The organism is Ralstonia mannitolilytica, from assembly GCF_905397375.1.
GTDB lineage: Bacteria > Pseudomonadota > Gammaproteobacteria > Burkholderiales > Burkholderiaceae > Ralstonia > Ralstonia mannitolilytica.
Genome location: NZ_CAJPVG010000004.1, coordinates 305546 through 328050, shown reverse-complemented (window position 1 = coordinate 328050; position 22505 = coordinate 305546). Strand labels below are relative to the sequence as shown.

The window sequence follows — 22505 nt, the reverse complement described above, 5'->3', positions numbered from 1 at the left end:
GCACGAATGCGGGGCGCTCGAACTTGCGCTTATGCTGCGTTCTTGAAGCCCGCCAGCGATGCGAACCGTGCCAGGTGGTGATCCACGTCGCCCAGCGTCGTGTTGATCATCGTCAGGCGCTTGAACATGTGCGCGGCCGGCAGCTCGTTCGTCACGCCCATGCCGCCGTGCAACTGCACGGCTTCCTGGCCGACGTCACGCGCTGCCTGACCCACGCGCGCCTTGGCCGCCGACACATAACGGCGGCGCGCCTCGGCATCGCCGTCCTCAAAGTGCGCGGCAGCAAGATACGTGATCGAACGCGCCTGCTCCGCGTGGATGAACATGTCGACCATGCGGTGCTGCAGCGCCTGGAAGCGTGCGATCGGCACGCCGAACTGCTGCCGCGTCTTCGTATATTCGAGCGTGGCGGCATTCAGCGCATCGATCAGGCCGATCGCTTCCGCGCACAGCAGCACGCAGCCCAGGTCTGCGACGGCATCGATCGTCTCCCATGCCTCGCCGACCTTGCCGAGCAGCGTGGCCGGCGCGTTGTCGAAGCGGATGTCGGCGGCACGCAGGTTGTCGATGGTGCGGTAGTCCTTGACCGTCACACCGGCTGCATCGTGGTCAACCAGGAACAGCGACAGGCCGGCAGTGTCACGCGCTTCGCCGCCGGTGCGTGCCGACACGATGAGCTTGCCGGCCTGCGCGCCGTGCACGACGACGGTCTTCTCGCCCGTAAGCGCCCAGCCGCTGCCCTGCTGGGCGGCGCGCGTCGTCACGTTGAAGAGTTCGTAGCGCGACTGGCGTTCGTGGAACGCGATGGCGAGCTTCACGGCGCCACCGGCCACGTCTTCGAGCAGTGCGTCCTGTCCGCCCGCCAGCTTGAGTGCCTGGGCACCGAGCACGGTGGCCTGATAGGGCTCCACCACGAGGCCACGGCCGAGTTCCTGGATCACTACCAGGAGGTCCATCGCGCGGCCGTCAAAGCCGCCTTGTGCTTCCGGCACTGGCAACGCGGTGAGGCCCAGTTCGGCCAGCGCGTCCCAGTGCGCCTGGGACACGCCTTCGGGCGAGTACACCACCTTGTTGCGCGCCTCGAAACCGTAGTCCTTGTCGATGAAGCGGCGCACTGCATCGGCCAGTTGCTTCTGTTCGTCGGTGAACGAGAAATCCATGGTTGTCTCCGTTATCCGTTGCTCGTTAGACGCCGAGGATCATCTGGCTGATGATGTTGCGCTGGATCTCGTTCGACCCGCCGTAGATCGAGGTCTTGCGATAGTTGAAGTAGTACGGTGCCAGGGGCGCGGCATCGTTGTCGCCCGTGATGGCCTGTTGCGTTTCGCCTTCCAGGTAGCTGGGGTCGAACGGCTGGGCATACGGCCCGGCAGCCTCGACCATCAGCTCGGTCAGCATCTGCTGGATCTGCGTGCCCTTGATCTTGAGCAGCGACGCCTCCGGGCCGGGCCCCTTGCCGGCGCTCTCGCTCGACACCACGCGCAGCACCGTCATTTCGAGGGCCAGGAGTTCGATCTCGAGCGAAGCCACCTTGGCCGCGAACACCGGATCCTCCAGCAGCGGCTTACCGTTCTTCTGATGCTGCAGGGCGACGCGCTTGAGGAACGCCAGTTCGCGCTTGGAATTGCCCACGCGCGCAATGCCGGTGCGCTCATGGCCGAGCAGGTACTTGGCGTACGTCCATCCACGGTTTTCTTCGCCGATGAGGTTTTCAACCGGCACCTTCACGTTGTCGAAGAACACCTCGTTCACTTCGTGTTCTTCATCGAGCATGATGATCGGCCGCACGGTGATGCCCGGCGTCTTCATGTCGATGAGCAGGAACGAGATGCCTTCCTGCTTCTTGGCTTCCGGGTCCGTGCGCACGAGACAGAAGATCATGTCGGCGTGCTGGCCGAGCGTGGTCCAGGTCTTCTGGCCGTTGACGATGTAGTGATCGCCCTCGCGCACGGCGCGTGTCTTGAGCGAGGCCAGGTCCGAACCGGACCCCGGCTCCGAATAGCCCTGGCACCACCAATCTGTGCAGTCCAGAATGCGCGGCAAGTAGTAGCGCTTCTGCGCTTCGTTGCCGTACTTCATGATGACCGGCGCCACCATGCTCACGCCAAACGGCAGCACGCCGGGCGCGCCAATCTGCGCGCACTCTTCGTCCCAGATGTGCTTCTGGATGGGAGACCAGCCCGTGCCGCCCCACTCGACAGGCCAGTGCGGCACGGACCAGCCCTTGGCCGCGAGCGCCTTGTGCCAGCGGACGAAATCGTCGCGGTTCAGGCGGCGGTGGTTCAACACCTTGTCCTGGATGTCCTTGGGCAGGTTGGCTTGCAGCCAGCTGCGGACTTCCTGGCGGAACGCATCGTCGGCCGCCGAGTAGTTCAGATCCATGCCTGTCTCCTGTGGTTGGCTCTCCGCTGCGGCAAACCAGCGAAGAACGTTCTTGTCGGACCGGCGCGGACCTGAATCGGGCAACTAGTGCACGGGCTGCTTGAGCGCCTCGGGCACCAACAGCGGCATCACGTCGATGCCCTCCTCTGCCAGCTCCCGCGCTTCTTCCAGCGAGGCCGTCCCGCGAATCCCGCGCTCCGGCGCCTCGTTGTAATGCATACGGCGCGCCTCTTCGGCAAACCGCTCGCCAACGTCCTCCGTATTGGCCAGGACATGGCGGACGGCCTTCAGATAGAGCTGCTGCAGGGTCGCGGCTTGCGCGCGAGCCTCGCTTGCCGCTGCCTTGGCGGTGCCGTCCTTCGCGGAGGTCTCCGCCCGGGACGACGACAGGTTCAGGCGCGGTGCACTCGGCAGGCGCTCAACCTCGGTGTGACCGCAAACCGGGCACGTCAACAGCCCGCGTTCCTGCTGCGATTGGAGGTCGGCATCGGAGCCGAACCAGCCTTCGAAGCGGTGGTCATTGGCACAGCGGAGGTCCAGCACTTTCATGATCGGTCCAGCGCGTGGGGATGAGTGTATCCCCGATTCGGAAATTTGTGAACGGTCGTGCTAATTTTTTCGCACGACCGTTCGCCACAGGATTGACTAACGGAAGATGGGGGCGGAAAACCGCGAGTACAAGCGGATCAGGCGCCACTCGGGGCCCACGCGCCCGACAAGATCTTCTCGAGCCAGAATACCCCGATGATGGTTTTCACGTCGGAGATCTTGCCCTCGCGCACCCAGTCGATCAATTGGCCTGCCGGCGCGATGAAGGTCTCCAGGAACTCGCCTTCGTCAAGCGCGGCATCGCCCTGCTTCAGGTCGCGCGCAAGATAGATGTCGATAAATTCGGTGGAGTACGAAATGACCGGATGGATGCGCGTGAGATAGTCCCAGCGCTCGGCCGTGTAGCCGGTTTCCTCGCGCAGTTCGCGCTTGCCGCACGCCAGTCCGCCTTCTTCCGGGTCGAGCTTGCCGGCCGGGAACTCGATCATCACCTGCCCGACCGGGTAGCGAAATTGCCGCTCCATCAGCACGGTACCGTCATCAAACAGCGGAATCATCATGACGGCGCCTGGATGGATCAGGTATTCCCGGCTGGCATGGCGCCCGTCCGGCAGGCGGACAATGTCCTGCTTGAGCGTCAGGAACTTGCCCTGGTGCATCAAGGCAGACGCAATGGGGGTCTCGCGCAGGCCGGCATCGGCATCGTGCGCGGCGTTGACGGGGGTGTTCGGGTTCGGTGGGGTGGAATCGGACATGGCAGGCTCTCATGCCGAGACAGAGAGGACCTGCCCGGCGGGTTCAACGGGGATGACGAACCAGGTATTGCCAAGTGAAGCCGGGAAACGCAAACACCAGCATCAGGCAAGCGGTGATCGCGTAGAACTGCCAGCCCTGCGCAAACGCATTGCCCTGGCTCGATTCAATGCCGAAGCCGACCAGCCCAACCACCACATACATGGCAATCAGCTCGGCGCCGCGCAGCCAGAACGGCTTGCGCGGCCAGCGTGCCGGCACCAGGGCGAGCACGCGTTGATTGACGAACGGCAGGTTCGCACACACCAGTGCCAACACGATGACAAACAGGCCGCCCGTCGAGGTGCTCATGGTGCCGGCTACTTTACGAAGCCAGCGTGAGGCGAATGGCCTGGTAGCACAGGCTCATCAGGCCGGCCGGGAAGATGCCGAGCACCAGCACCAAGAGGCCATTGACGGACAGCAGCGAGCGCAGGCCGAAGGTCGCTTCCACGGGGCCCTCGTCGGCCGGTGCATCGAAGTACATCACCTTCACGACACGCAGGTAGTAGAACGCACCCACCAGAGAGAACAGGACCGCCACCACGGCGAGCCACGGCATGCCTGCATCGACCACCGCGCCCAGCACCGACAGCTTGGCATAGAAGCCGACCGTCGGGGGCAGGCCCGCCAGCGACATCATCATGAACAGCATGAGCAATGCAAACCACGGGCTCTTCTTCGACAAGCCCTTCAGGTCGGCGATCTCCTCGGCCTCGTAGCCTTTGCGCGCCAGCAGCAGGATCACGCCGAAGGCGCCCAGCGCGGTCAGCACGTACGTGATGGCGTAGAACATCGACGCACTGTAGGCTTGAGCCGTCAGATCCGGCTTGCCGGAGCTCACGCCCGACAACATGCCGAGCAGCAGGAAGCCCATGTGGGACACCGTCGAATAGCCCAGGAGGCGCTTGAAGTTCGTCTGAACCACACCGGTGATGTTGCCGACGGCGAGCGACACGATGGCCAGCACGATCAGCATGTTCTGCCAGTCGAATGCCAGCGGGAGCAGCCCTTCCACCAGGATGCGCAGCGCCATCGCGAACGCCGCCACCTTGGGCGCGCCGGCAATCAGCAGCGTCACTGCCGTGGGCGAGCCTTGATAGACATCGGGCACCCACATGTGGAACGGCGCCACACCGAGCTTGAAGGCCAGGCCGGCAACGATGAAGACCACGCCAAACACGAGGATCGTCTTGTTGATCTCACCGCTCTTGATGGCGTCGAACACCTTGCCCAGTTCGAGCGAACCGGTTGCGCCGTAGAGCATCGACATGCCGTAGAGCAGCAGCCCCGAAGCCAGCGCACCCAGGATGAAGTACTTCATCGCCGATTCGGACGACACGTTGGAGCGACGGCGCAGAGCAACCAGCGTGTACGAAGCGAGCGACAGCAACTCCAGGCCCAGGTACAGCACCAGGAAGTTGTTGCCGGTGATCATAACGACCTGCCCACCCAACGTGAACAAGCCGAACATGTAGAACTCGCCGGCCGACATCTCGCGATCGTTCAGATAGCGGCGCGTATAGACCAGCGTCACGAACAGCGTCAGCGCGCAGAACGACGACAGCACGTTGGCCATCGGGTCGATCACGGCCATGTTGCCGAATGCGTAGTGCGTTTCACCGGCGGCGGCATTCAACGCAAACCAGACCGTCAGCACCAGCGTGATCACCAGCGAGACCGGATAGGCAACGCTGCTCCGGTTCTTGCCGCGCGCCAGATCGATCCAGTTGACGGCACCAATGCCTAGCGCGAGAAAAATGATTGGGGCAACAGCCGCAATGGAGGAGGACGATTGCATAGTTTCTTCTCGCTGCTTACAGCTTGGTCTGGGCCACGTGGTTCAGCAGATTGACCACGGACGCATGCATGACATCGGTGAAAGGCTTCGGATACAGGCCCATGTACAGGGTGGCGATCGCCAGCACGCCCAGCATGAAGAACTCACGGCAATTCAGGTCCTTCAGCTCGGCTACGTGCTTGTGCGTCACATCGCCGAAGATCACGCGCTTGACCATCCACAGCGAATACGCCGCACCAAAGATCAGCGCGGTGGCTGCCAGCAGACCGATCCAGAAATTGAACTGGACCGAACCCAGGATCACCATGAATTCGCCCACGAAGCCCGAGGTGGCCGGCAGACCGCAGTTGGCCATCGCAAAGAAGACCGACAGCGCTGCGAACTTCGGCATCGTGTTCACCACGCCGCCGTAATCGGCGATCTGGCGCGAGTGCACACGGTCATACAACACGCCGATGCACAGGAACATCGCACCGGAGATGAAACCGTGCGAGATCATCTGAACGATGCCGCCCTCGATACCGATCTCGTTGAAGATGAAGAAGCCCAGCGTGACGAAGCCCATGTGGGCGATCGACGAATACGCGACCAGCTTCTTCATGTCGGCCTGCACCAGTGCCACCAGGCCGATGTAGATGACGGCCACCAGCGAGATCGCGATGATGAACGCAGACAGGCTGTGGCTCGCATCGGGTGCGATCGGCAGCGAGAACCGCAGGAAGCCATACGCGCCGAGCTTCAGCATGATCGCGGCCAGCACGACGGAGCCGCCGGTCGGCGCCTCCACGTGGGCGTCCGGCAACCACGTGTGCACCGGCCACATAGGTACCTTCACGGCGAACGCCATGAAGAAAGCGATGAACAACAGGATCTGCTCGTTCATCGACAGCTTGACCTGGTGCCACTGCAGGATTTCGAACGTGCCGCTGTGGAAGTACAGGTACAGCAGTGCGATCAGCATCAGCAGCGAGCCGAGCAGCGTGTACAGGAAGAACTTGATGGCTGCATACACGCGGTTCGGTCCGCCCCACACGCCGATGATGATGTACATCGGAATCAGCGTGGCCTCGAAGAACACGTAGAACAGCAGGCCGTCGAGCGCCGCGAACACGCCAATCATCAGGCCCGACAGGATCAGGAACGCAGCCATGTACTGGGCCACGCGCTCGGTGATCACCTCCCAGGCCGAGATCACGACGATCACGGTGATGAAGGCAGTCAGCACCACGAACCACATCGACAGGCCGTCCACGCCGAGGTAGTAGCTGATGTGGAAGCGCTCGATCCAGGTCGACTTCTCGACGAACTGCATCGCGGCCGTCGACTTGTCGAAGCCCGTGACGAGCGGCAGCGTCATCACGAAGCTGATCAGCGAGCCGATCAGCGACATCCAGCGGACATAACCGGGATTGCGGTCTGAGCCCGAGGCCAACACCAGCACGCCGAAGAAGATCGGCAGCCAGATCGCAAAAGACAGAACCATTTTTGTAATCCCTTATTTGCCTGCCAGGAACACGAAGTACGTCAGCAGCGCTACCGTGCCGATGATCATCGCGAACGCATAGTCATAGATAAAGCCGGACTGGAGCAGGCGCACGACACTCGCGAACCAGCCCACCAGACGCGCGCTGCCGTTGACGACCACGCCGTCGATCACGCCCTGATCGCCGCCCTTCCACAGGCCGCGGCCGAACTTGACCGCCCCGTTGGCAAAGACGATCTCGTTGATCTTGTCCATGTAGTACTTGTTGTCCAGCAGCTTGTAGACGCCGGAGAAACGCTTGGCGATCGCCGCCGGAATATCCGGCCGCTTCAGGTAGAAGAACCATGACAGCACGACACCCGCCACCAGCAGAATGAACGGTGCCGATGTAAAGCCGTGCAGCGCCATCGCCACCCAGCCGTGGAAGTCTTCGGCCAGCACCTTCATGGCTTCATGGTTTTCGCCGTTGAAGATGACTTCCGAAAAGACCACGCCGTGCTTGAAGAACTCACCGAACAGCATCGGCTGGATCGCCATCGCACCGATGATGACCGACGGGATAGCCAGCAGCACCAGCGGCACCGTCACCACCCATGGCGACTCATGCGGCTTCTCGCCCGGCGCCAGACCATGGTGCTCGTTGCCGCCGTCTTCCTCTTCGTGGTGCTCGTCGTGATGCTGATCGGCCTTGCCGAAACGCTCCTCGCCGTGGAACACCAGGAAATACATGCGGAACGAATAGAACGCGGTCACGAACACGCCGGCCAGCACCGCCCAGTAGGCGAACTGCGCGCCCGGCAGGTGCGATTCACGCACCGCCTCGATGATCGAATCCTTCGAATAGAACCCCGAGAAGAACGGCGTACCGATCAGCGCCAGCGAACCCACCAGCGACGTCAGCCACGTGATCGGCATGTACTTGCGCAGGCCGCCCATGTTGCGCATGTCCTGATCGTGGTGCATGCCGATGATGACCGAGCCGGCACCAAGGAACAGCAGCGCCTTGAAGAACGCGTGCGTCATCAGGTGGAACACGGCCACCTGATAGGCTGAAGCGCCCAGCGCCACCGTCATATAGCCGAGCTGCGACAGCGTCGAGTACGCCACCACGCGCTTGATGTCGGTCTGGATGATGCCGAGGAAGCCCATGAACAGCGCGGTGATGGCGCCGATGACCAGCACGAACGACAGCGCGGCGTCCGACAGCTCGAACAACGGCGACATGCGCGCTACCATGAAGATACCGGCCGTCACCATGGTCGCCGCGTGGATCAGTGCGGAAATCGGCGTCGGGCCTTCCATCGAGTCCGGCAGCCACACGTGCAGCGGGAACTGTGCGGACTTGCCCATCGCACCGATGAACAGACAGATGCAGGCCACCGTCAGCATGTGCCAGTCGGTGCCCGGGAAGCCAATGGCGGACAGCTTGTCACGAGCGGCAAACACGTCTGCGTAGCTCAGGCTACCGCTGTATGCGAGCAGCAGACCGATACCGAGCACGAAGCCGAAGTCACCCACGCGGTTGACCAGGAACGCCTTCATGTTGGCGTAGATGGCCGTCGGACGCTTGAACCAGAAACCGATCAGCAGGTACGAGACCAGGCCCACTGCTTCCCAGCCGAAGAACAGCTGCAGGAAGTTGTTGCTCATCACGAGCATCAACATCGAGAACGTGAACAGCGAGATGTAGGCAAAGAAGCGGTTGTAGCCCGGGTCTTCGTGCATGTAGCCGATGGTGTAGATGTGAACCATCAGCGACACGAAGGTCACCACGCACATCATCATCGCCGTGAGCGAATCGATGAGGAAGCCGACTTCCATCTTCAGCGGGCCGAGCGTCATCCATTCATAGACGGTGCCGTTGTAGCCCGCACCATTCATGACATCGGACAGCGTGAGCGCCGAGAGAACAAAGGCGATCGCAACACCAAGGATGGTGACGCTGTGGGACGCCGCGCGGCCGATCTTCTCGCCGAAGAACTTCGTGCCGAACAGCCCGGCGATCGCCGCGCCGGCCAGCGGCGCGAGCGGAATCGCCAGCAGCAGGTTGGGATTGAGCGTGGTTGCCATGGAGCTTCTTATCAGTGGTTGCGCCGGTCAGCCCTTGAGGCTGTCCAGATCGTCGACGTTGATGGTGTCCAGGTTACGGAACAGCACCACCAGGATGGCGAGACCGATCGCGGATTCCGCCGCGGCCACCGTCAGGATGAAAAACACGAACACCTGCCCCGCCAGGTCGCCCAGGTAATGGGAGAACGCGACGAAGTTCAGGTTGACCGCGAGCAGCATCAGCTCGATCGCCATCAGCAGCACGATGACGTTCTTGCGGTTCAGGAAGATGCCGACGATGCTGATGGCAAACAGCACCGCACCGAGCACGAGGTAATGGGCAAGGGATAGCGAAGACATGTGGGTTCTCCCGGGGCTCAGCTGTTCGATTCAGCCGAAGCTGCGCCAGACGACTTTTCCGCCGGCATCGAAACCAGGCGCACGCGGTCCTTGCGTTGCACGCGGATCTGCTCGGCCGGGTTTTGTGTCTTGGTGTCCTTGCGGCGGCGTGCCGTCAGCGCAACGGCTGCGACGATCGCCAGCAGCAGCACCGCGCCCGCCACTTCAAAGGCGTAGATGTAGTCGGTGTAGATCAGCTTGCCGAGCGCCTGCGTATTCGGGCCGTTGAAACCCTTGGGCAATTCCTGCACCGGCTGTACGCGCCCCATGAAGGTCTTGGTCAGCACCACGGCCATTTCCAGGATGATGACAACACCCACGAAGGCGGCCATGGGCACGTAAGTCCAGAAATCCCGCCGCAGGTGCTCGATGTCGATGTCGATCATCATCACCACGAAGAGGAACAGCACCATCACCGCCCCCACGTAGACCAGCACCAGCGTGATGGCCAGAAACTCGGCCTTGAGCAGCATCCAGATCGCCGCCGCGGTAAAGAACGAGAGCACGAGGAACAGCGCCGCGTGCACGGGATTCTTCGCGGTGATGACCTTCAGCGCTGAGAGCACCAGCACGAGCGCGAAACAGTAGAAGATAATCGTCGTGATTTCCATGATCCTGACGCGTGCCGTTTTGCGGCACGCGCTTGTCCAAAGCCGTGGCGGCAAGATTGCGACTTGCCGCCATAGCTGGTTGGCTCACGAGGAGCCGAAGTCCTTGCGGGAGTTCAACTGCGCCGCCCGCCAACTGCCCGGCGGGCGTCCTGAATCAGCGGTACTTTGCGTCAGCCGCCTTGTTGGCCGCGATTTCCGGCTCGAAGCGGTCACCCACGGCCAGCAGCATGTCCTTGGTGAAATACAGGTCGCCGCGCTTCTCACCGTGGTATTCCAGGATGTGCGTCTCGACGATGGCGTCCACAGGGCAAGCTTCCTCGCAAAAGCCGCAGAAAATGCATTTGGTCAGGTCGATGTCGTAGCGCGTGGTACGGCGGGTGCCGTCGTCGCGCTGGTCGGACTCGATCGTGATGGCCAGGGCCGGGCAGACGGCTTCGCACAGCTTGCAGGCGATGCAGCGCTCTTCTCCGTTCGGATAGCGACGCAGCGCATGCAGGCCGCGGAAGCGCGGCGACAGCGGCGTCTTCTCTTCCGGAAAGAGAACGGTGATCTTGCGCGCAAACAGGTAGCGCCCGGTCAGCGCCAGCCCCTTGAAGAGTTCCTTCAGGAGCAGGCTGTTAAAGAATTCCTTGATGGCAAGCAACATGGTGCCTTCCTATTGTCCCGTTACTTCCAGATATTCCACGGCGACACCAACCAGATGGCGACGACGACCAGCCAGCCCACAGTGAGCGGAATGAAGATCTTCCAGCCCAGGCGCATGATCTGGTCATAGCGATAGCGCGGGAACGATGCACGCAGCCAGATGAAGACCGACAGCAGCAGGAAGACCTTGATCAGCAGCCAGAAGAAGCCCGGGATCCAGTTGAACACCGGCGCGTCGATGGGCGGAGCCCAGCCCCCCAGGAACATCGTTGCCGTCATCGCCGAGATGACGATCATGTTGATGTACTCAGCCAGGAAGAACAGCGCGAACGCCATACCGGAGTACTCGATCATGTGGCCGGCCACGATTTCAGACTCGCCTTCGACCACATCGAACGGATGGCGGTTGGTTTCGGCCACGCCGGAGATGAAGTACACGCCGAACATCGGCAGCAGCGGCAGCCAGTTCCACGACAGGATGTTGACGCCGTGGTCTGCAAAGAAGCCGCGGTTCTGCGAGTTGACGATGTCCGAGAGGTTCAGGCTGCCCGTCACCATCAGCACCGTCACCAGCGCGAAGCCCATGGCGATTTCGTACGAGATCATCTGAGCGGACGCACGCATCGCACCCAGGAATGCGTACTTCGAGTTGGAGGCCCAACCCGCCAGGATCACACCGTACACGCCCACCGAACTGATTGCCATCACGTACAGCAGGCCCGCGTTGATGTTCGATACCACGGCTTCCGCCTGGAACGGCACCACCGCCCAGATCGCCACCGCGGGCATCAGCACCATCAGCGGCGCAATGATGTACATGCCTCGGCTGACCGCGCTCGGCACCATGACTTCCTTGAGCAGCAGCTTCAGCACGTCGGCAATCGGCTGCAGGAGGCCCATCGGGCCCACCCGGTTCGGACCCAGGCGCACGTGCATCCAGCCGATGAGCTTGCGCTCCCACAGGATCAGGTACGCCACACAGAGCAGCAGCGGCACGACGATGCAGACCGCGCGGACCAGCGTCCAGATCAGCGGCCACCAGCCACCAAAGGTGGCGGTACCGAAAGAAGTAATCGACTCGATCATGTTGACCCTTACACCGTAGCCGCCAGCGCGGACGATTCAACCTTCTCAACGCTTACCGCGCCGAACATCGCGCCCAGTTGAGCCGAGGCTTCGGTGGCGGCAGGCACACGGATCACGCCAGAGGCCAGCGATTTGTCCAGCACGGCCGGCAGCACCACGCTGGCCTGCCCTTGCGTCACGCGCACGGCATCGCCATTGGAGAGACCAAGTTGCGCGTACAGATCGGCCGGCAGGCTGGCACGCACTGCAGCACGTGCGGCGGCCGTCAGTTGCAGCGAACCCGCGCGGCGAACGATCGGATCGGCGTGGTAAATCGGCACGTCGGCCAGGCGCTCAATGCCGGCGTTGGTGACTGCCGGAGCCGTGGTCTGCGCCGTGGTTGCGTTGGACAGACGATCGGCGGCCGGCGTGGCGAGCACTTCGTCACGCACTGCTTCGGAGCTGTCGTACTCGAAGCCCGAAACGTTCAGCAGGTTGCCCAGCACACGAAGGACCTTCCACGCCGGACGCGAATCGCCCAGGCTGCGGACCACGCCGTTGAAGCTCTGCGGCAGGCCTTCACAGTTGACAAAGGTGCCCGAGGTTTCTGTGAACGGTGCCGTCGGCAGCAGTACGTCTGCGTATTCGAGCGCGGCACGCGATGCAAACGGCGACAGCACGACCACGGTATCAGCTTGGTCCAGCGCCGCACGCGCTTGTGCCGGATTGGCGGAGTCGAACTCCAGCTCTGCGCCCAGCAGCACATAGGCGCGAAGCGGTTGCGCGAGCATGGCCGCGGCGTCGAGGCCGTTGCCTTGCGGCAGTGCGCCGGCAATGTAGCCGCCCACGGTGTTGGCTGCTTCGGTCAGGAAGCCCAGCGTGGCACCGGTCTGCTGCGCAACCCATTGGGCCAGCGCGTGCAGTCGCGAGAATTGCGGATGCGCCACCGCAGCATTGCCGAGGAACACGGCCTTGCGCTCGCCCGAAGCGAGGCTCGCGGCAATGCGCTTGGCAACGTCACCGGCTTCGATGCCGTCGGTGCCGCCCGGACGGGCCACGTTGTTGGCAGCCGCCACGGCCACCGCGACTTGCGACAGCAACGCAAGCCACTGCGACGGCGCGCCCAGCAGTTGCGTAGCCGGCATCAGCAGATCTTCACCACCGGCACCGATCACGCTCAACTGCGCGCCCTTCTTGCCGGCCTGGCGCAGACGCGCGGCCAGCAGCGGATGATCCTTGCGCAGGAACGAACCCACGATCAGCGCACGCTGCAGCAGCGAAACGTCGGCGATCGGCATGCCCAGCCACGGTGCGCCGGTCGGCTTGACCGAGAAATCGGACTGGCGCAGGCGGAAGTCGACGTTGTCGCTGCCGATGCCACGCACCAGCTTCTGGAGCAGGAACAGCTCTTCCAGCGTGCTGTGCGGGCTGGCGAGCGCGCCGATCTGCTCGGCACCGTGGTCGCGCTTGATGCTGTTCAGACCGTTGGCGACGTATTCCAGCGCTGTGGTCCAGTCGACGGCCTTCCACTGACCGCCTTGCTTGAGCATCGGCTGGGTCAGGCGGTCGTCGCTGTTCAGGCCTTCGTAGGCGAAGCGGTCCTTGTCGGACAGCCAGCATTCGTTGATCGCCTCGTTGTCCAGCGGCAGCACGCGCATCACACGCTGGTTCTTGGTTTGGACGATCACGTTGGCGCCCAGGCCATCGTGGGGCGACACCGACTTGCGGCGTGCCAGCTCCCACGTGCGGGCCGAGTAGCGGAACGGCTTACTGGTCAGCGCACCGACCGGGCACAGGTCGATCATATTGCCCGACAGTTCGGAGTCGACCGTCTGGCCAACGAATGTCGTGATTTCCGAATGCTCACCGCGGTTGAGCATGCCGAGCTCCATCACGCCAGCGACTTCCTGGCCGAAGCGGACGCAACGCGTGCAGTGAATGCAGCGCGTCATCTCTTCCATGGAGATCAGCGGGCCCACGTTCTTGTGGAACACCACGCGCTTCTCTTCCTTGTAGCGCGATTCGGACTTGCCGTACCCGACGGCCAGATCCTGCAGCTGGCACTCGCCGCCCTGATCGCAGATCGGGCAATCCAGCGGGTGGTTGATCAGCAGGAACTCCATCACGGACTTCTGCGCCTTCACCGCCTTCTCGGAGTTGGTGAAGACCTTCATGCCCGCCGTCACCGGCGTGGCGCAGGCCGGCAGTGCCTTGGGCGCCTTCTCGACCTCGACCAGACACATCCGGCAGTTGGCCGCGACCGACAGCTTGCGGTGATAGCAGAAGTGAGGAATGTAGGTGCCCGCCTGGCGAGCCGCCTCCATCACCAGGCTGCCTTCGGCAACCTCGACCTTCTTGCCATCGATTTCGATTTCAACCATGTTCTGCCACGCTTAAATGTAGGTGGGCACCATGCACTGCTTGTGTTCGACGTGATACGCGAACTCATCCCAGTAGTGCTTGAGCATGCCGCGGACCGGCATCGCAGCGGCATCGCCGAGCGCGCAGATGGTCCGGCCCATGATGTTTTCGGCCACGCTGTTCAGCAGGTCCAGGTCTTCCTGGCGACCCTTGCCGTGCTCGATGCGATCGACCACGCGGTACAGCCAGCCCGTACCTTCGCGGCAAGGCGTGCACTGGCCGCACGATTCTTCGTAATAGAAGTACGACAGGCGCAGCAGCGACTTCACCATGCAGCGTGTTTCGTCCATCACAATGACCGCGCCCGAACCCAGCATCGACCCGGCCTTGGCAATCGAGTCATAGTCCATGTCCGAGGCCATCATCAGGTCGGCCGGCACGACCGGCGCCGACGACCCACCCGGGATGACCGCCTTGAGCTTCTTGCCGCCGCGCATGCCGCCGGCCAATTCAAGCAACTTGGGGAACGGCGTGCCGAGGGGAATTTCGTAGTTGCCCGGGCGTTCAACGTCGCCGGACACCGAGAAGATCTTCGAGCCGCCGTTGTTCGGCTTGCCCATCTTCAGGTAGTTGTCCGGACCGATCGCCAGGAGGAACGGCACTGCGGCAAAGGTTTCGGTGTTGTTGATCGTCGTCGGCTTGCCGTACAGGCCGAAGCTCGCCGGGAACGGCGGCTTGAAGCGCGGCTGGCCTTTCTTGCCTTCCAGCGACTCGAGCAGCGCGGTTTCTTCGCCACAGATGTACGCGCCATAGCCATGGTGAGCATGCAGCTGGAAGCTGAAACCCGAGCCGAGGATGTTGTCGCCCAGGAAGCCAGCGGCGCGCGCTTCTTCCAGCGCCTCTTCGAAGCGCTTGTAGACTTCCCAGATCTCGCCGTGGATGTAGTTGTAGCCCACGGTGATGCCCATCGCATAACCGCCGATGGCCATGCCTTCAATCAGCGCATGCGGGTTGTAGCGCAGGATGTCGCGATCCTTGAACGTACCCGGCTCGCCCTCGTCCGAATTGCAGACGAGATACTTCTGCCCCGGGAACTGACGCGGCATGAAGCTCCACTTCAGGCCCGTGGGGAAGCCCGCACCGCCGCGGCCACGCAGGCCCGACGCCTTCACGTCGGCAATGACCTGCTCGGGCGAGACCTTCTCGGTGAGGATGCGCTTGAGCTGCTGATAGCCACCACGCTTGACGTAGTCTTCGAGGTGCCAGTTGTCGCCGTTCAGGCCGGCGAGAATCAGCGGCTGGATGTGTCGATCGTGCAGGGAGGTCATTTACTTGCCTGCTCCGTTGGCGGACGCCTTCGCCTGGAGGTCGGCGATCAGTGCGTCCAGCTTCTCGTTGCTCATGAAGCTGCACATGTGGGTGTTGTTGACGATCATGACCGGTGCATCGCCGCACGCGCCCATGCACTCGCCTTCCTTCAGCGTGAAGTTGCCGTCGGGCGTGGTCTCGTTGAAGCCGATGCCCAGCTTCTTCTTCAGGTATTCCGCAGCACGCTCGCCACCGGACAGCGCGCACGGCAGGTTGGTGCACACGGTCAGTTTGAAGCGGCCCACCGGCTTCGTGTCGTACATGTTGTAGAACGTCGCCACTTCCTCGACCCACACCGGCGGCATTTCGAGGTACTCGGCCACGAACTGCATGACTTCGGGCGATACCCAGCCTTTTTCGCTCTGCGCGACCGCCAGCGCCGCCATCACGGCGGACTGCTTCTGGTCGGCGGGATACTTCGCGACCGCCCGGTCGATTTCCTTGAGAGCTTCTGCTGATAGCATTTTCGTTGCGATTGGTGCGGGACGCGGGGCCTGTTGCTTCTGTCGGCCCCGGCGTGCGTCCTCGTTTCACAGCCGCGCTTGCCTGCGCGTCAAACCGTTCTTTCTTGCGGGTTCAGCGGTCGATCTCGCCAAACACGATGTCTTGCGTCCCGATGATCGTCACGGCGTCGGCGATCATGTGGCCCTTCGCCATCTCGTCGAGCGCGGCCAGATGCGCAAAGCCGGGGGCACGAATCTTCAGGCGATACGGCTTGTTGGCACCGTCCGAGATCACGTAGATACCGAATTCGCCCTTCGGGTGCTCGACCGCCGCATAGGCCTCGCCTTCGGGCACATGGATACCTTCGGTGAAGAGCTTGAAGTGGTGAATCAGCTCTTCCATGTTGGTCTTCATGTCCACGCGCGACGGCGGTGCCACCTTGTGGTTGTCGGTGATCACCGGGCCGGGATTCTTGCGCAGCCACTCGATGCACTGGCGAATGATGCGGTTGCTCTGGCGCATTTCTTCCACGCGCACCAGGTAACGGTCGTAGCAATCGCCGTTCACGCCGACCGGGATGTCGAAGTCGATGCGGTCGTACACTTCGTACGGCTGCTTCTTGCGCACATCCCACTCGATGCCCGAGCCGCGCAGCATCGCGCCGGAGAACCCTTTCTGGAGCGCACGCTCCGGGCTGACCACGCCAATGCCGACCAGACGCTGCTTCCAGATGCGGTTGTCGGTCAGCAGAGTTTCGTACTCGTCGACGTACTTCGGGAAGCGGTTGGTGAAGTCTTCGATGAAGTCCAGCAGCGAGCCGGAACGCGCCTCGTTCAAGGCGGCCAGCGCCTTCTCGTTGCGCACCTTGGATGCCTTGTATTGCGGCATCGTGTCAGGCAGGTCGCGATACACGCCGCCCGGACGATAGTAAGCCGCGTGCATGCGCGCGCCCGACACTGCCTCGTACATGTCGAACAGGTCTTCGCGCTCACGGAAGGCGTAGAGGAACACCGCCATGGCGCCCACGTCCAGCGCGTGCGAACCGATCCACATCAGGTGGTTCATGATCCGCGTGATCTCGTCGAACATGACGCGGATGTACTGCGCGCGCAGCGGCACCTCGAGGCCGAGCAGGCGCTCGATGGCCATGACGTACGCGTGCTCGTTGACCATCATCGACACGTAGTCGAGCCGGTCCATGTACGGCACGCTCTGGATCCAGGTCTTCTGCTCGGCGAGCTTTTCGGTCGCGCGGTGCAGCAGGCCGATGTGCGGATCGGCACGTTGAATGACTTCGCCGTCCAGCTCAAGCACCAGGCGCAGCACGCCGTGTGCGGCCGGGTGCTGCGGGCCGAAGTTCAGAGTGTAGTTCTTGATATCTGCCATGATCGGGCGCCCTTCAGTGCTTCAGACCACCGTACTGATCCTCGCGGATCACACGCGGTGTAATCTCGCGCGGTTCGATGGTCACCGGCTGGTAGACCACGCGCCGCTGCACCGGGTCGTAGCGCATTTCCACATAGCCCGACACAGGGAAGTCCTTGCGGAACGGATGGCCGATGAAGCCATAGTCGGTCAGGATACGGCGCAGGTCCGGGTGGCCTTCGAACACCAGACCGTACAGGTCGAACGCTTCACGCTCGAACCAGTTGGCGGAGTTCCAGATGTCGACCACCGACGGAACGACGGGGAAATCGTCATCGGGCGCAAACACGCGTACACGCACGCGCCAGTTGTGCGACACCGACAGCAGGTGTGATACGGCGGCAAAGCGCGGGCCGTTCCAGGCGCCGTCACCGTAGTCGGCGTAATCGACGCCGCACAGATCCATCAGTTGTTCGAACTTCAGCGATGCGTCGTCGCGCAGCGTGCGCATGACGTCGAGGTAGTCGGCAACCTTGACCACGAGAGTCAATTCACCAACCGCCTCGGTCAGGCTCTGAATGCGGTTGCCGAGCGCCTTCTCCAGCGCGGCCTTCAGGGTGGCTAGCTTGTCGGTCATCTCAGCCCTTGCGCGCGATGGTGTTGGTGCGGCGGATCTTCGCCTGCAGCTGGATGATGCCGTAGATGAGCGCTTCAGCCGTCGGCGGACAGCCCGGCACATACACGTCGACCGGCACGATACGATCGCAGCCGCGCACGACGGAATACGAGTAGTGGTAATACCCCCCGCCATTGGCACACGAGCCCATCGAGATGACCCAGCGCGGCTCGGCCATCTGGTCGTACACCTTGCGCAGGGCCGGCGCCATCTTGTTGCACAGCGTGCCTGCCACGATCATCACGTCGGACTGACGCGGCGACGGGCGGAACACCACGCCAAAGCGGTCCAGGTCATAACGCGACGCACCGGCGTGCATCATTTCCACGGCACAGCAGGCCAGGCCGAACGTCATCGGCCACAGCGACCCGGTACGGGTCCAGTTGATCAGCTTGTCAGCGGTGGTCGTGACAAAGCCCTCATTGAGTACGCCTTCGATCGCCATTTCACATCACTCCCAATCGAGCGCGCCTTTTTTCCAGATGTAGACGAAGCCCACGAGAAACTCGAGAAGAAACACGCCCATCGCGAAGAAGCCCGGCCAGCCGATCTCACGCAGCGCCACGCCCCACGGAAAGAGGAACGCAGTCTCCAGATCGAACAGGATGAACAGGATGGCGATGAGGTAATAGCGCACGTCGAACTTCATGCGCGCGTCTTCGAATGCTTCGAAGCCGCACTCGTACGGCGAGAGCTTGTCAGGATCGGGATTGTTCGGACCGAGGACACGGCCGATGGTCATCAGCACCAGGCCAAGGCCAACGCCGACAACGATGAACAGCAGTACGGGGAAATAGGCTTCGAGGTTCAAGGGACGCCCGCCTTTTTGAATGGTTGCAACAGCACTGCCCGCAGGCGGCGCCTTGTCGCCCCATCAAAGGCGCCGGGTCCGCAGCCTCACGACGCCTGACTGCGCGCCGCCTTGCGGAGGGGCCTGCGCGGAACACTCCCGTTGAACAGACCCCGAAATTTGATTGGTGCCGACGGCGAGACTCGAACTCGCACAGCTTTCGCCACTACCCCCTCAAGATAGCGTGTCTACCAATTTCACCACGTCGGCTGGGGGAAGAAACTCGATCAGGAGGCCGGATCAGGCTAGGCGCCGTTGCCGTTTCCCGTGTTGTTTCAAGCCTTGCATTCTACCGCAAAGCGCAGCTTTTGTTCAATGCACAAACAAAAAACTTATGCTCGGGAGCGCACCGAAAAGCCGACGGCACACCCCCTTCCGTTACATCAGATTACTTGGGAACGGCAGGCGCGGAAGCAGCGGCCGGAGCAGCGGGCGCAGAAGCGGCCGGAGCCGATGCTGCAGGCGCAACCGAACCCATCACACCCACCGACACGCTGCCCTTGTTGGTACCAATCAGCGTCAGCGCCAGCGTGGCCACGAAGAACACCGTTGCCAGTACCGCCGTGGTGCGCGACAGGAAGTTGGCCGAGCCGGTCGCACCGAACAGGCTGCCCGACGCGCCAGAGCCGAAAGCCGCACCCACGTCGGCGCCCTTGCCGTGCTGCAGCAGCACCAGACCAATCACGCCGAGCGCACTCAGGATTTGCGCCACGACCAGCAGAGTCTTCAGAATTGCCATTTCATTTCTCTCAATAATATGTTGCGAGCGTCAGCGCTTTCACATGACGGCCCGAACGGCCGTTTAAGCGCGGCCGATCGCCACAAAATCTTCTGCTTTCAGCGACGCCCCGCCGATCAGGCCGCCATCGATGTCAGCCATCGCAAACAGCTCTGCCGCGTTATCGGGCTTGACGCTGCCGCCGTAAAGAATCGGCAGCCGCTGTGCCACACCCGCATCCCGGGCCGCAACACGTGCACGCAGGAAGGCATGCACCGCCTGCGCCTGCTCGCTCGTGGCCGTCTTGCCGGTCCCGATCGCCCACACGGGCTCGTAGGCGACGACGATACGACCCAGCTGCTCGACGGACAGCGCTTCCAGGACGGCATCCAGCTGGCGACCCACCACCTGCTCGGTTTCGCCGGCCTCGCGCTGGGCCAGCGTTTCGCCAACACAGACGATCGGGGTGATCCCATGCTCGAGTGCGCGCAGCGCCTTGGTCGCCACTTGTGCGTCCGTCTCGCCGTGATACGTGCGGCGCTCGGAGTGGCCGACGATCACGTAGCCGCAGCCGAACTCCGTCAGCATCGATGCCGCCACCTCGCCGGTGAACGCTCCGCGCGTCTCGGTCGATACGTCTTGTGCACCGAGACCCACCGCCGAGCCCGCCAGCAGCGCCTGACACTGCGCCAGGTAAGGGAACGGCACGCAGACCGCCAGTGCAGCACGGGTCTTTCCGGCAGCCTTGATCTGCTCGAGCAGTGCCGCATTGGTGTTCAGGCTGCCATGCAGCTTCCAGTTGCCCACCACCAGCTTCGGTCTAGCGTTCACGTTTTTTGCCCGGTCGACTGTCAAATAAACCCGGCATTCTACCGTGGCGGCAAAAACAGGGTCAATTTTGGCGTCCCGCGGTCAGTCCCAAACCAACATGATCTTGCCGATGTGGGCGCTCGACTCCATCAGCGCATGGGCTTGCGCAGCCTGTGCGGTCGGCATGACCTCATGGATCACCGGCTTGATGCGTCCGGACGCCAGCAGCGGCCAGACCTTCTCGTAGAGATGGGCAGCGATTGCGGCTTTGAACGCCACCGGACGCGGGCGCAGCGTCGAGCCGGTCAGCGTGATGCGCCGGCGCAGGATGTCGGCGAGCGGCACTTCGGCCTTGGCGCCGCCCAGCAGTGCGATCAGCACGATGCGGCCATCGTCGGCCGTGCAGGCGATCTCGCGTGCAACGTAGCTGCCCCCGACCATGTCGAGCACGACGTCGGCGCCCCGCCCCGTTTCTGCCTTGACGATCTCGACGAAATCCTCGGTCTTGTAGTTGATCGCACGCGTGGCACCGAGCTCCACGCAGGCGGCGCATTTGTCGGCACTGCCCGCCGTGGCGAACACGCGATGGCCGAGTGCCGACGCGATCTGGATGGCCGTCGTGCCGATGCCGCTGGACCCGCCCTGCACGAGCAGCGTTTCATCGGCACCGTGTGCGCCTTTGCCGAGCAGGCCGCGATCAAAGACGTTGGACCACACGGTGAAGTAGTTCTCAGGCAACGCGGCAGCCTCGACATCAGACAGCCCGGTCGGCACCGGCAGCACCTGGCCCAGGGGCGCGGTGCAGAATTCCGCATACCCGCCGCCCTGCACCAGCGCGCAAACCCGATCGCCGGCCTTCAGCCCGTAGCGGTTGTCGGCATGTGAAAGATCGCCGCTCACAATTTCGCCTGCGACTTCCAAGCCGGGAATGTCCGACGCGCCCGGTGGCACCGGATAGTTGCCGGTGCGCTGAAACACGTCGGGACGGTTCACGCCGGCGGCACGTACGCGGATCAACACTTCACCCGCCTTGGGCTCAGGCATCGGGCGCTCGCCGAGCTTCAGGACTTCGGGAGCGCCGTACTCGGTAATTTCAATCGCTTTCATGAGAATCGGATCGGTGAGGGTTATGACGCAGCGCGCTTGGGCTCGACAAAGTGCTGCGGGATGCCGCGCGTGGTTTCGCGCAGGATTTCCTGCTTGCCGTGGACGATGGCGTCGGCAATCTTGCCGATATGCAATCTGAGCCACATCTCGGTCGGTGATCCGGAGCGGTAGTCGGCCGGGCCCAGCATGTCGACGCGGTCATCAGCACGCAGGTTGTCGGCCTGTTCGAACGAGCGCGGGCTCTCGGGGTTGTAGACCGCATACGTGCGACCGCCGCCCTTGCGCGCCACCGAGAACGCCGGAATGTCGCTCGGGCCGTCGGCCACATAGATCATGTTGGCGAACGGCACGCGGCGTTCGTCCTCGGCAATCGATGAGTTCACATTGACGGCCTCGGGGTGCTTGTTGACACCCTTGTTGATCTCGAAGAGCGCACGGGTCTTGGTGGTGTTGTCGATGGCATAGATCACCTCCGAGATAACCGGCCGGCCGCTTGCATCGGGGGCCTCCAGGAATTCGCATCCCCACACGCCGTCGATGTAGGGCGCGATGGGGGAGCCTTTGATCATCTCGGTCAGGCCGGTACTGACGATGTAGTGCTCAAGCTTGATGTCGAACGCCTGATACGCCGCGTTTTCGCGCACCCAGGCCTTGCTGCGCTCAAAGAAGTCGGTCACGCCCGGGAAGAACTCGAGGTCGGCCCCGAGCTCGCGCAACGTAGCATTATCCAGACCGCCCATGCGGCCGTCGCGCACATGGCGCAGCAGCACATTGAGGTAGAACGTCTCGTGGTTGACCTTCTGGCCCCGCGATTCGATTGCCTTCGAACCGGCGGCGACCTCGTCCCAGAAGGCCTGCTCGGCGATGTTGAAGCGCTCGAACAGCGGCACTTGCATGTAGCGCGGGATCAGCGTCTTGTCGAAATCCCAGACGATGGCGATGCGATTTTGCTCGAACAGGCGGCTCATGGTCAGGCCCAGGTGGAGAACTCGCGACGCAGTGTAAACAAAAAAACGGCTGGACATCGTCC

At 62.7% G+C, this 22505-nt stretch carries 23 protein-coding genes and 1 tRNA gene; all 24 read right to left on the bottom strand.

From position 1 onward, the window contains the following. Nucleotides 1-29: 29 nt before the first annotated feature. The 24 genes from KHN96_RS11485 to KHN96_RS11370 all read right to left on the bottom strand — a co-directional run bounded on the left by KHN96_RS11485 (nt 30) and on the right by KHN96_RS11370 (nt 22443). Complete coding sequence (locus KHN96_RS11485) at nt 30-1160, bottom strand: acyl-CoA dehydrogenase family protein (protein ID WP_045787199.1); 1131 nt, start codon at nt 1158-1160, stop codon at nt 30-32. Nucleotides 1161-1185: 25 nt separating this feature from the next. Then, nucleotides 1186-2382: an acyl-CoA dehydrogenase family protein gene (locus KHN96_RS11480; protein WP_045787200.1), complete on the bottom strand. Its 1197-nt coding sequence runs from the start codon at nt 2380-2382 to the stop codon at nt 1186-1188. Nucleotides 2383-2466: 84 nt separating this feature from the next. Then, nucleotides 2467-2931, bottom strand: a complete 465-nt coding sequence (locus tag KHN96_RS11475) for a DUF1178 family protein (protein WP_045787201.1) — start codon at nt 2929-2931, stop codon at nt 2467-2469. Nucleotides 2932-3068: 137 nt separating this feature from the next. Beyond that, complete coding sequence (locus tag KHN96_RS11470; protein ID WP_062738378.1) at nt 3069-3686, bottom strand: NUDIX domain-containing protein; 618 nt, start codon at nt 3684-3686, stop codon at nt 3069-3071. Nucleotides 3687-3729: 43 nt separating this feature from the next. Continuing rightward, entirely contained in the window at nt 3730-4035 is a 306-nt protein-coding gene (locus KHN96_RS11465; RefSeq protein ID WP_045787203.1) for a DUF2818 family protein, read from the bottom strand. Between the two features lie 13 nt (nt 4036-4048). Next, nucleotides 4049-5524 (bottom strand): NADH-quinone oxidoreductase subunit NuoN, encoded by a 1476-nt coding sequence (gene nuoN, locus KHN96_RS11460; protein WP_045787204.1) that lies wholly within the window; start codon nt 5522-5524, stop codon nt 4049-4051. 16 nt (nt 5525-5540) lie between these two features. Then, entirely contained in the window at nt 5541-7007 is a 1467-nt protein-coding gene (locus tag KHN96_RS11455) for an NADH-quinone oxidoreductase subunit M (protein WP_045787205.1), read from the bottom strand. A gap of 12 nt (nt 7008-7019) precedes the next feature. Beyond that, entirely contained in the window at nt 7020-9077 is a 2058-nt protein-coding gene (gene nuoL / locus KHN96_RS11450; protein ID WP_062738377.1) for an NADH-quinone oxidoreductase subunit L, read from the bottom strand. 27 nt (nt 9078-9104) lie between these two features. Continuing rightward, nucleotides 9105-9416, bottom strand: coding sequence for an NADH-quinone oxidoreductase subunit NuoK (nuoK, locus tag KHN96_RS11445; protein WP_004630788.1), 312 nt, complete (start codon nt 9414-9416; stop codon nt 9105-9107). 17 nt (nt 9417-9433) lie between these two features. Continuing rightward, on the bottom strand, nt 9434-10066 hold the full coding sequence (locus tag KHN96_RS11440; protein ID WP_062738376.1) for an NADH-quinone oxidoreductase subunit J: 633 nt from the start codon (nt 10064-10066) through the stop codon (nt 9434-9436). Between the two features lie 154 nt (nt 10067-10220). Further along, nucleotides 10221-10712: an NADH-quinone oxidoreductase subunit NuoI gene (nuoI, locus tag KHN96_RS11435; RefSeq protein WP_003261939.1), complete on the bottom strand. Its 492-nt coding sequence runs from the start codon at nt 10710-10712 to the stop codon at nt 10221-10223. A 20-nt stretch (nt 10713-10732) separates the two neighbouring features. After that, nucleotides 10733-11797 carry an NADH-quinone oxidoreductase subunit NuoH gene (gene nuoH / locus KHN96_RS11430; RefSeq protein ID WP_045787208.1) on the bottom strand — a complete coding sequence of 355 codons (1065 nt, stop codon included), beginning with the start codon at nt 11795-11797 and terminating at the stop codon, nt 10733-10735. Between the two features lie 8 nt (nt 11798-11805). Then, nucleotides 11806-14157, bottom strand: coding sequence for an NADH-quinone oxidoreductase subunit NuoG (gene nuoG, locus KHN96_RS11425; protein WP_045787209.1), 2352 nt, complete (start codon nt 14155-14157; stop codon nt 11806-11808). A 12-nt stretch (nt 14158-14169) separates the two neighbouring features. Then, nucleotides 14170-15465 carry an NADH-quinone oxidoreductase subunit NuoF gene (gene nuoF, locus KHN96_RS11420; RefSeq protein WP_045787210.1) on the bottom strand — a complete coding sequence of 432 codons (1296 nt, stop codon included), beginning with the start codon at nt 15463-15465 and terminating at the stop codon, nt 14170-14172. Continuing rightward, entirely contained in the window at nt 15466-15969 is a 504-nt protein-coding gene (nuoE, locus tag KHN96_RS11415) for an NADH-quinone oxidoreductase subunit NuoE (RefSeq protein WP_062738375.1), read from the bottom strand. It lies immediately after the preceding gene. 112 nt (nt 15970-16081) lie between these two features. Beyond that, entirely contained in the window at nt 16082-17335 is a 1254-nt protein-coding gene (locus tag KHN96_RS11410; RefSeq protein WP_045787212.1) for an NADH-quinone oxidoreductase subunit D, read from the bottom strand. Nucleotides 17336-17348: 13 nt separating this feature from the next. Beyond that, complete coding sequence (locus KHN96_RS11405; RefSeq protein ID WP_045787213.1) at nt 17349-17951, bottom strand: NADH-quinone oxidoreductase subunit C; 603 nt, start codon at nt 17949-17951, stop codon at nt 17349-17351. A 1-nt stretch (nt 17952) separates the two neighbouring features. Continuing rightward, on the bottom strand, nt 17953-18435 hold the full coding sequence (locus KHN96_RS11400; RefSeq protein ID WP_003261929.1) for a NuoB/complex I 20 kDa subunit family protein: 483 nt from the start codon (nt 18433-18435) through the stop codon (nt 17953-17955). A 6-nt stretch (nt 18436-18441) separates the two neighbouring features. Continuing rightward, the gene (locus KHN96_RS11395; RefSeq protein WP_062738374.1) at nt 18442-18801 is read right to left on the bottom strand and encodes an NADH-quinone oxidoreductase subunit A; all 360 of its coding nucleotides are present in this window, start codon (nt 18799-18801) and stop codon (nt 18442-18444) included. 164 nt (nt 18802-18965) lie between these two features. Beyond that, a tRNA-Leu gene (locus tag KHN96_RS11390) sits at nt 18966-19050 on the bottom strand. A gap of 178 nt (nt 19051-19228) precedes the next feature. Continuing rightward, on the bottom strand, nt 19229-19579 hold the full coding sequence (gene secG / locus KHN96_RS11385; RefSeq protein WP_062738373.1) for a preprotein translocase subunit SecG: 351 nt from the start codon (nt 19577-19579) through the stop codon (nt 19229-19231). Nucleotides 19580-19642: 63 nt separating this feature from the next. Continuing rightward, nucleotides 19643-20389, bottom strand: a complete 747-nt coding sequence (gene tpiA, locus KHN96_RS11380; protein WP_045787215.1) for a triose-phosphate isomerase — start codon at nt 20387-20389, stop codon at nt 19643-19645. A gap of 81 nt (nt 20390-20470) precedes the next feature. After that, on the bottom strand, nt 20471-21475 hold the full coding sequence (locus tag KHN96_RS11375; protein ID WP_062738372.1) for an NAD(P)H-quinone oxidoreductase: 1005 nt from the start codon (nt 21473-21475) through the stop codon (nt 20471-20473). 20 nt (nt 21476-21495) lie between these two features. Continuing rightward, nucleotides 21496-22443: an HAD family hydrolase gene (locus KHN96_RS11370; protein WP_045787217.1), complete on the bottom strand. Its 948-nt coding sequence runs from the start codon at nt 22441-22443 to the stop codon at nt 21496-21498. Nucleotides 22444-22505: the final 62 nt, after the last annotated feature.

Excerpts from the sequence above, each read along its gene's own strand:
- KHN96_RS11485 (WP_045787199.1), bottom strand. The coding sequence starts at position 1,160 with ATGGATTTCTCGTTCACCGACGAACAGAAGCAACTGGCCGATGCAGTG.
- KHN96_RS11480 (WP_045787200.1), bottom strand. The coding sequence starts at position 2,382 with ATGGATCTGAACTACTCGGCGGCCGACGATGCGTTCCGCCAGGAAGTC.
- KHN96_RS11475 (WP_045787201.1), bottom strand. The coding sequence starts at position 2,931 with ATGAAAGTGCTGGACCTCCGCTGTGCCAATGACCACCGCTTCGAAGGC.
- KHN96_RS11470 (WP_062738378.1), bottom strand. The coding sequence starts at position 3,686 with ATGTCCGATTCCACCCCACCGAACCCGAACACCCCCGTCAACGCCGCG.
- KHN96_RS11465 (WP_045787203.1), bottom strand. The coding sequence starts at position 4,035 with ATGAGCACCTCGACGGGCGGCCTGTTTGTCATCGTGTTGGCACTGGTG.
- nuoN (WP_045787204.1), bottom strand. The coding sequence starts at position 5,524 with ATGCAATCGTCCTCCTCCATTGCGGCTGTTGCCCCAATCATTTTTCTC.
- KHN96_RS11455 (WP_045787205.1), bottom strand. The coding sequence starts at position 7,007 with ATGGTTCTGTCTTTTGCGATCTGGCTGCCGATCTTCTTCGGCGTGCTG.
- nuoL (WP_062738377.1), bottom strand. The coding sequence starts at position 9,077 with ATGGCAACCACGCTCAATCCCAACCTGCTGCTGGCGATTCCGCTCGCG.
- nuoK (WP_004630788.1), bottom strand. The coding sequence starts at position 9,416 with ATGTCTTCGCTATCCCTTGCCCATTACCTCGTGCTCGGTGCGGTGCTG.
- KHN96_RS11440 (WP_062738376.1), bottom strand. The coding sequence starts at position 10,066 with ATGGAAATCACGACGATTATCTTCTACTGTTTCGCGCTCGTGCTGGTG.
- nuoI (WP_003261939.1), bottom strand. The coding sequence starts at position 10,712 with ATGTTGCTTGCCATCAAGGAATTCTTTAACAGCCTGCTCCTGAAGGAA.
- nuoH (WP_045787208.1), bottom strand. The coding sequence starts at position 11,797 with ATGATCGAGTCGATTACTTCTTTCGGTACCGCCACCTTTGGTGGCTGG.
- nuoG (WP_045787209.1), bottom strand. The coding sequence starts at position 14,157 with ATGGTTGAAATCGAAATCGATGGCAAGAAGGTCGAGGTTGCCGAAGGC.
- nuoF (WP_045787210.1), bottom strand. The coding sequence starts at position 15,465 with ATGACCTCCCTGCACGATCGACACATCCAGCCGCTGATTCTCGCCGGC.
- nuoE (WP_062738375.1), bottom strand. The coding sequence starts at position 15,969 with ATGCTATCAGCAGAAGCTCTCAAGGAAATCGACCGGGCGGTCGCGAAG.
- KHN96_RS11410 (WP_045787212.1), bottom strand. The coding sequence starts at position 17,335 with ATGGCAGATATCAAGAACTACACTCTGAACTTCGGCCCGCAGCACCCG.
- KHN96_RS11405 (WP_045787213.1), bottom strand. The coding sequence starts at position 17,951 with ATGACCGACAAGCTAGCCACCCTGAAGGCCGCGCTGGAGAAGGCGCTC.
- KHN96_RS11400 (WP_003261929.1), bottom strand. The coding sequence starts at position 18,435 with ATGGCGATCGAAGGCGTACTCAATGAGGGCTTTGTCACGACCACCGCT.
- secG (WP_062738373.1), bottom strand. The coding sequence starts at position 19,579 with ATGGCAATTCTGAAGACTCTGCTGGTCGTGGCGCAAATCCTGAGTGCG.
- KHN96_RS11375 (WP_062738372.1), bottom strand. The coding sequence starts at position 21,475 with ATGAAAGCGATTGAAATTACCGAGTACGGCGCTCCCGAAGTCCTGAAG.
- KHN96_RS11370 (WP_045787217.1), bottom strand. The coding sequence starts at position 22,443 with ATGAGCCGCCTGTTCGAGCAAAATCGCATCGCCATCGTCTGGGATTTC.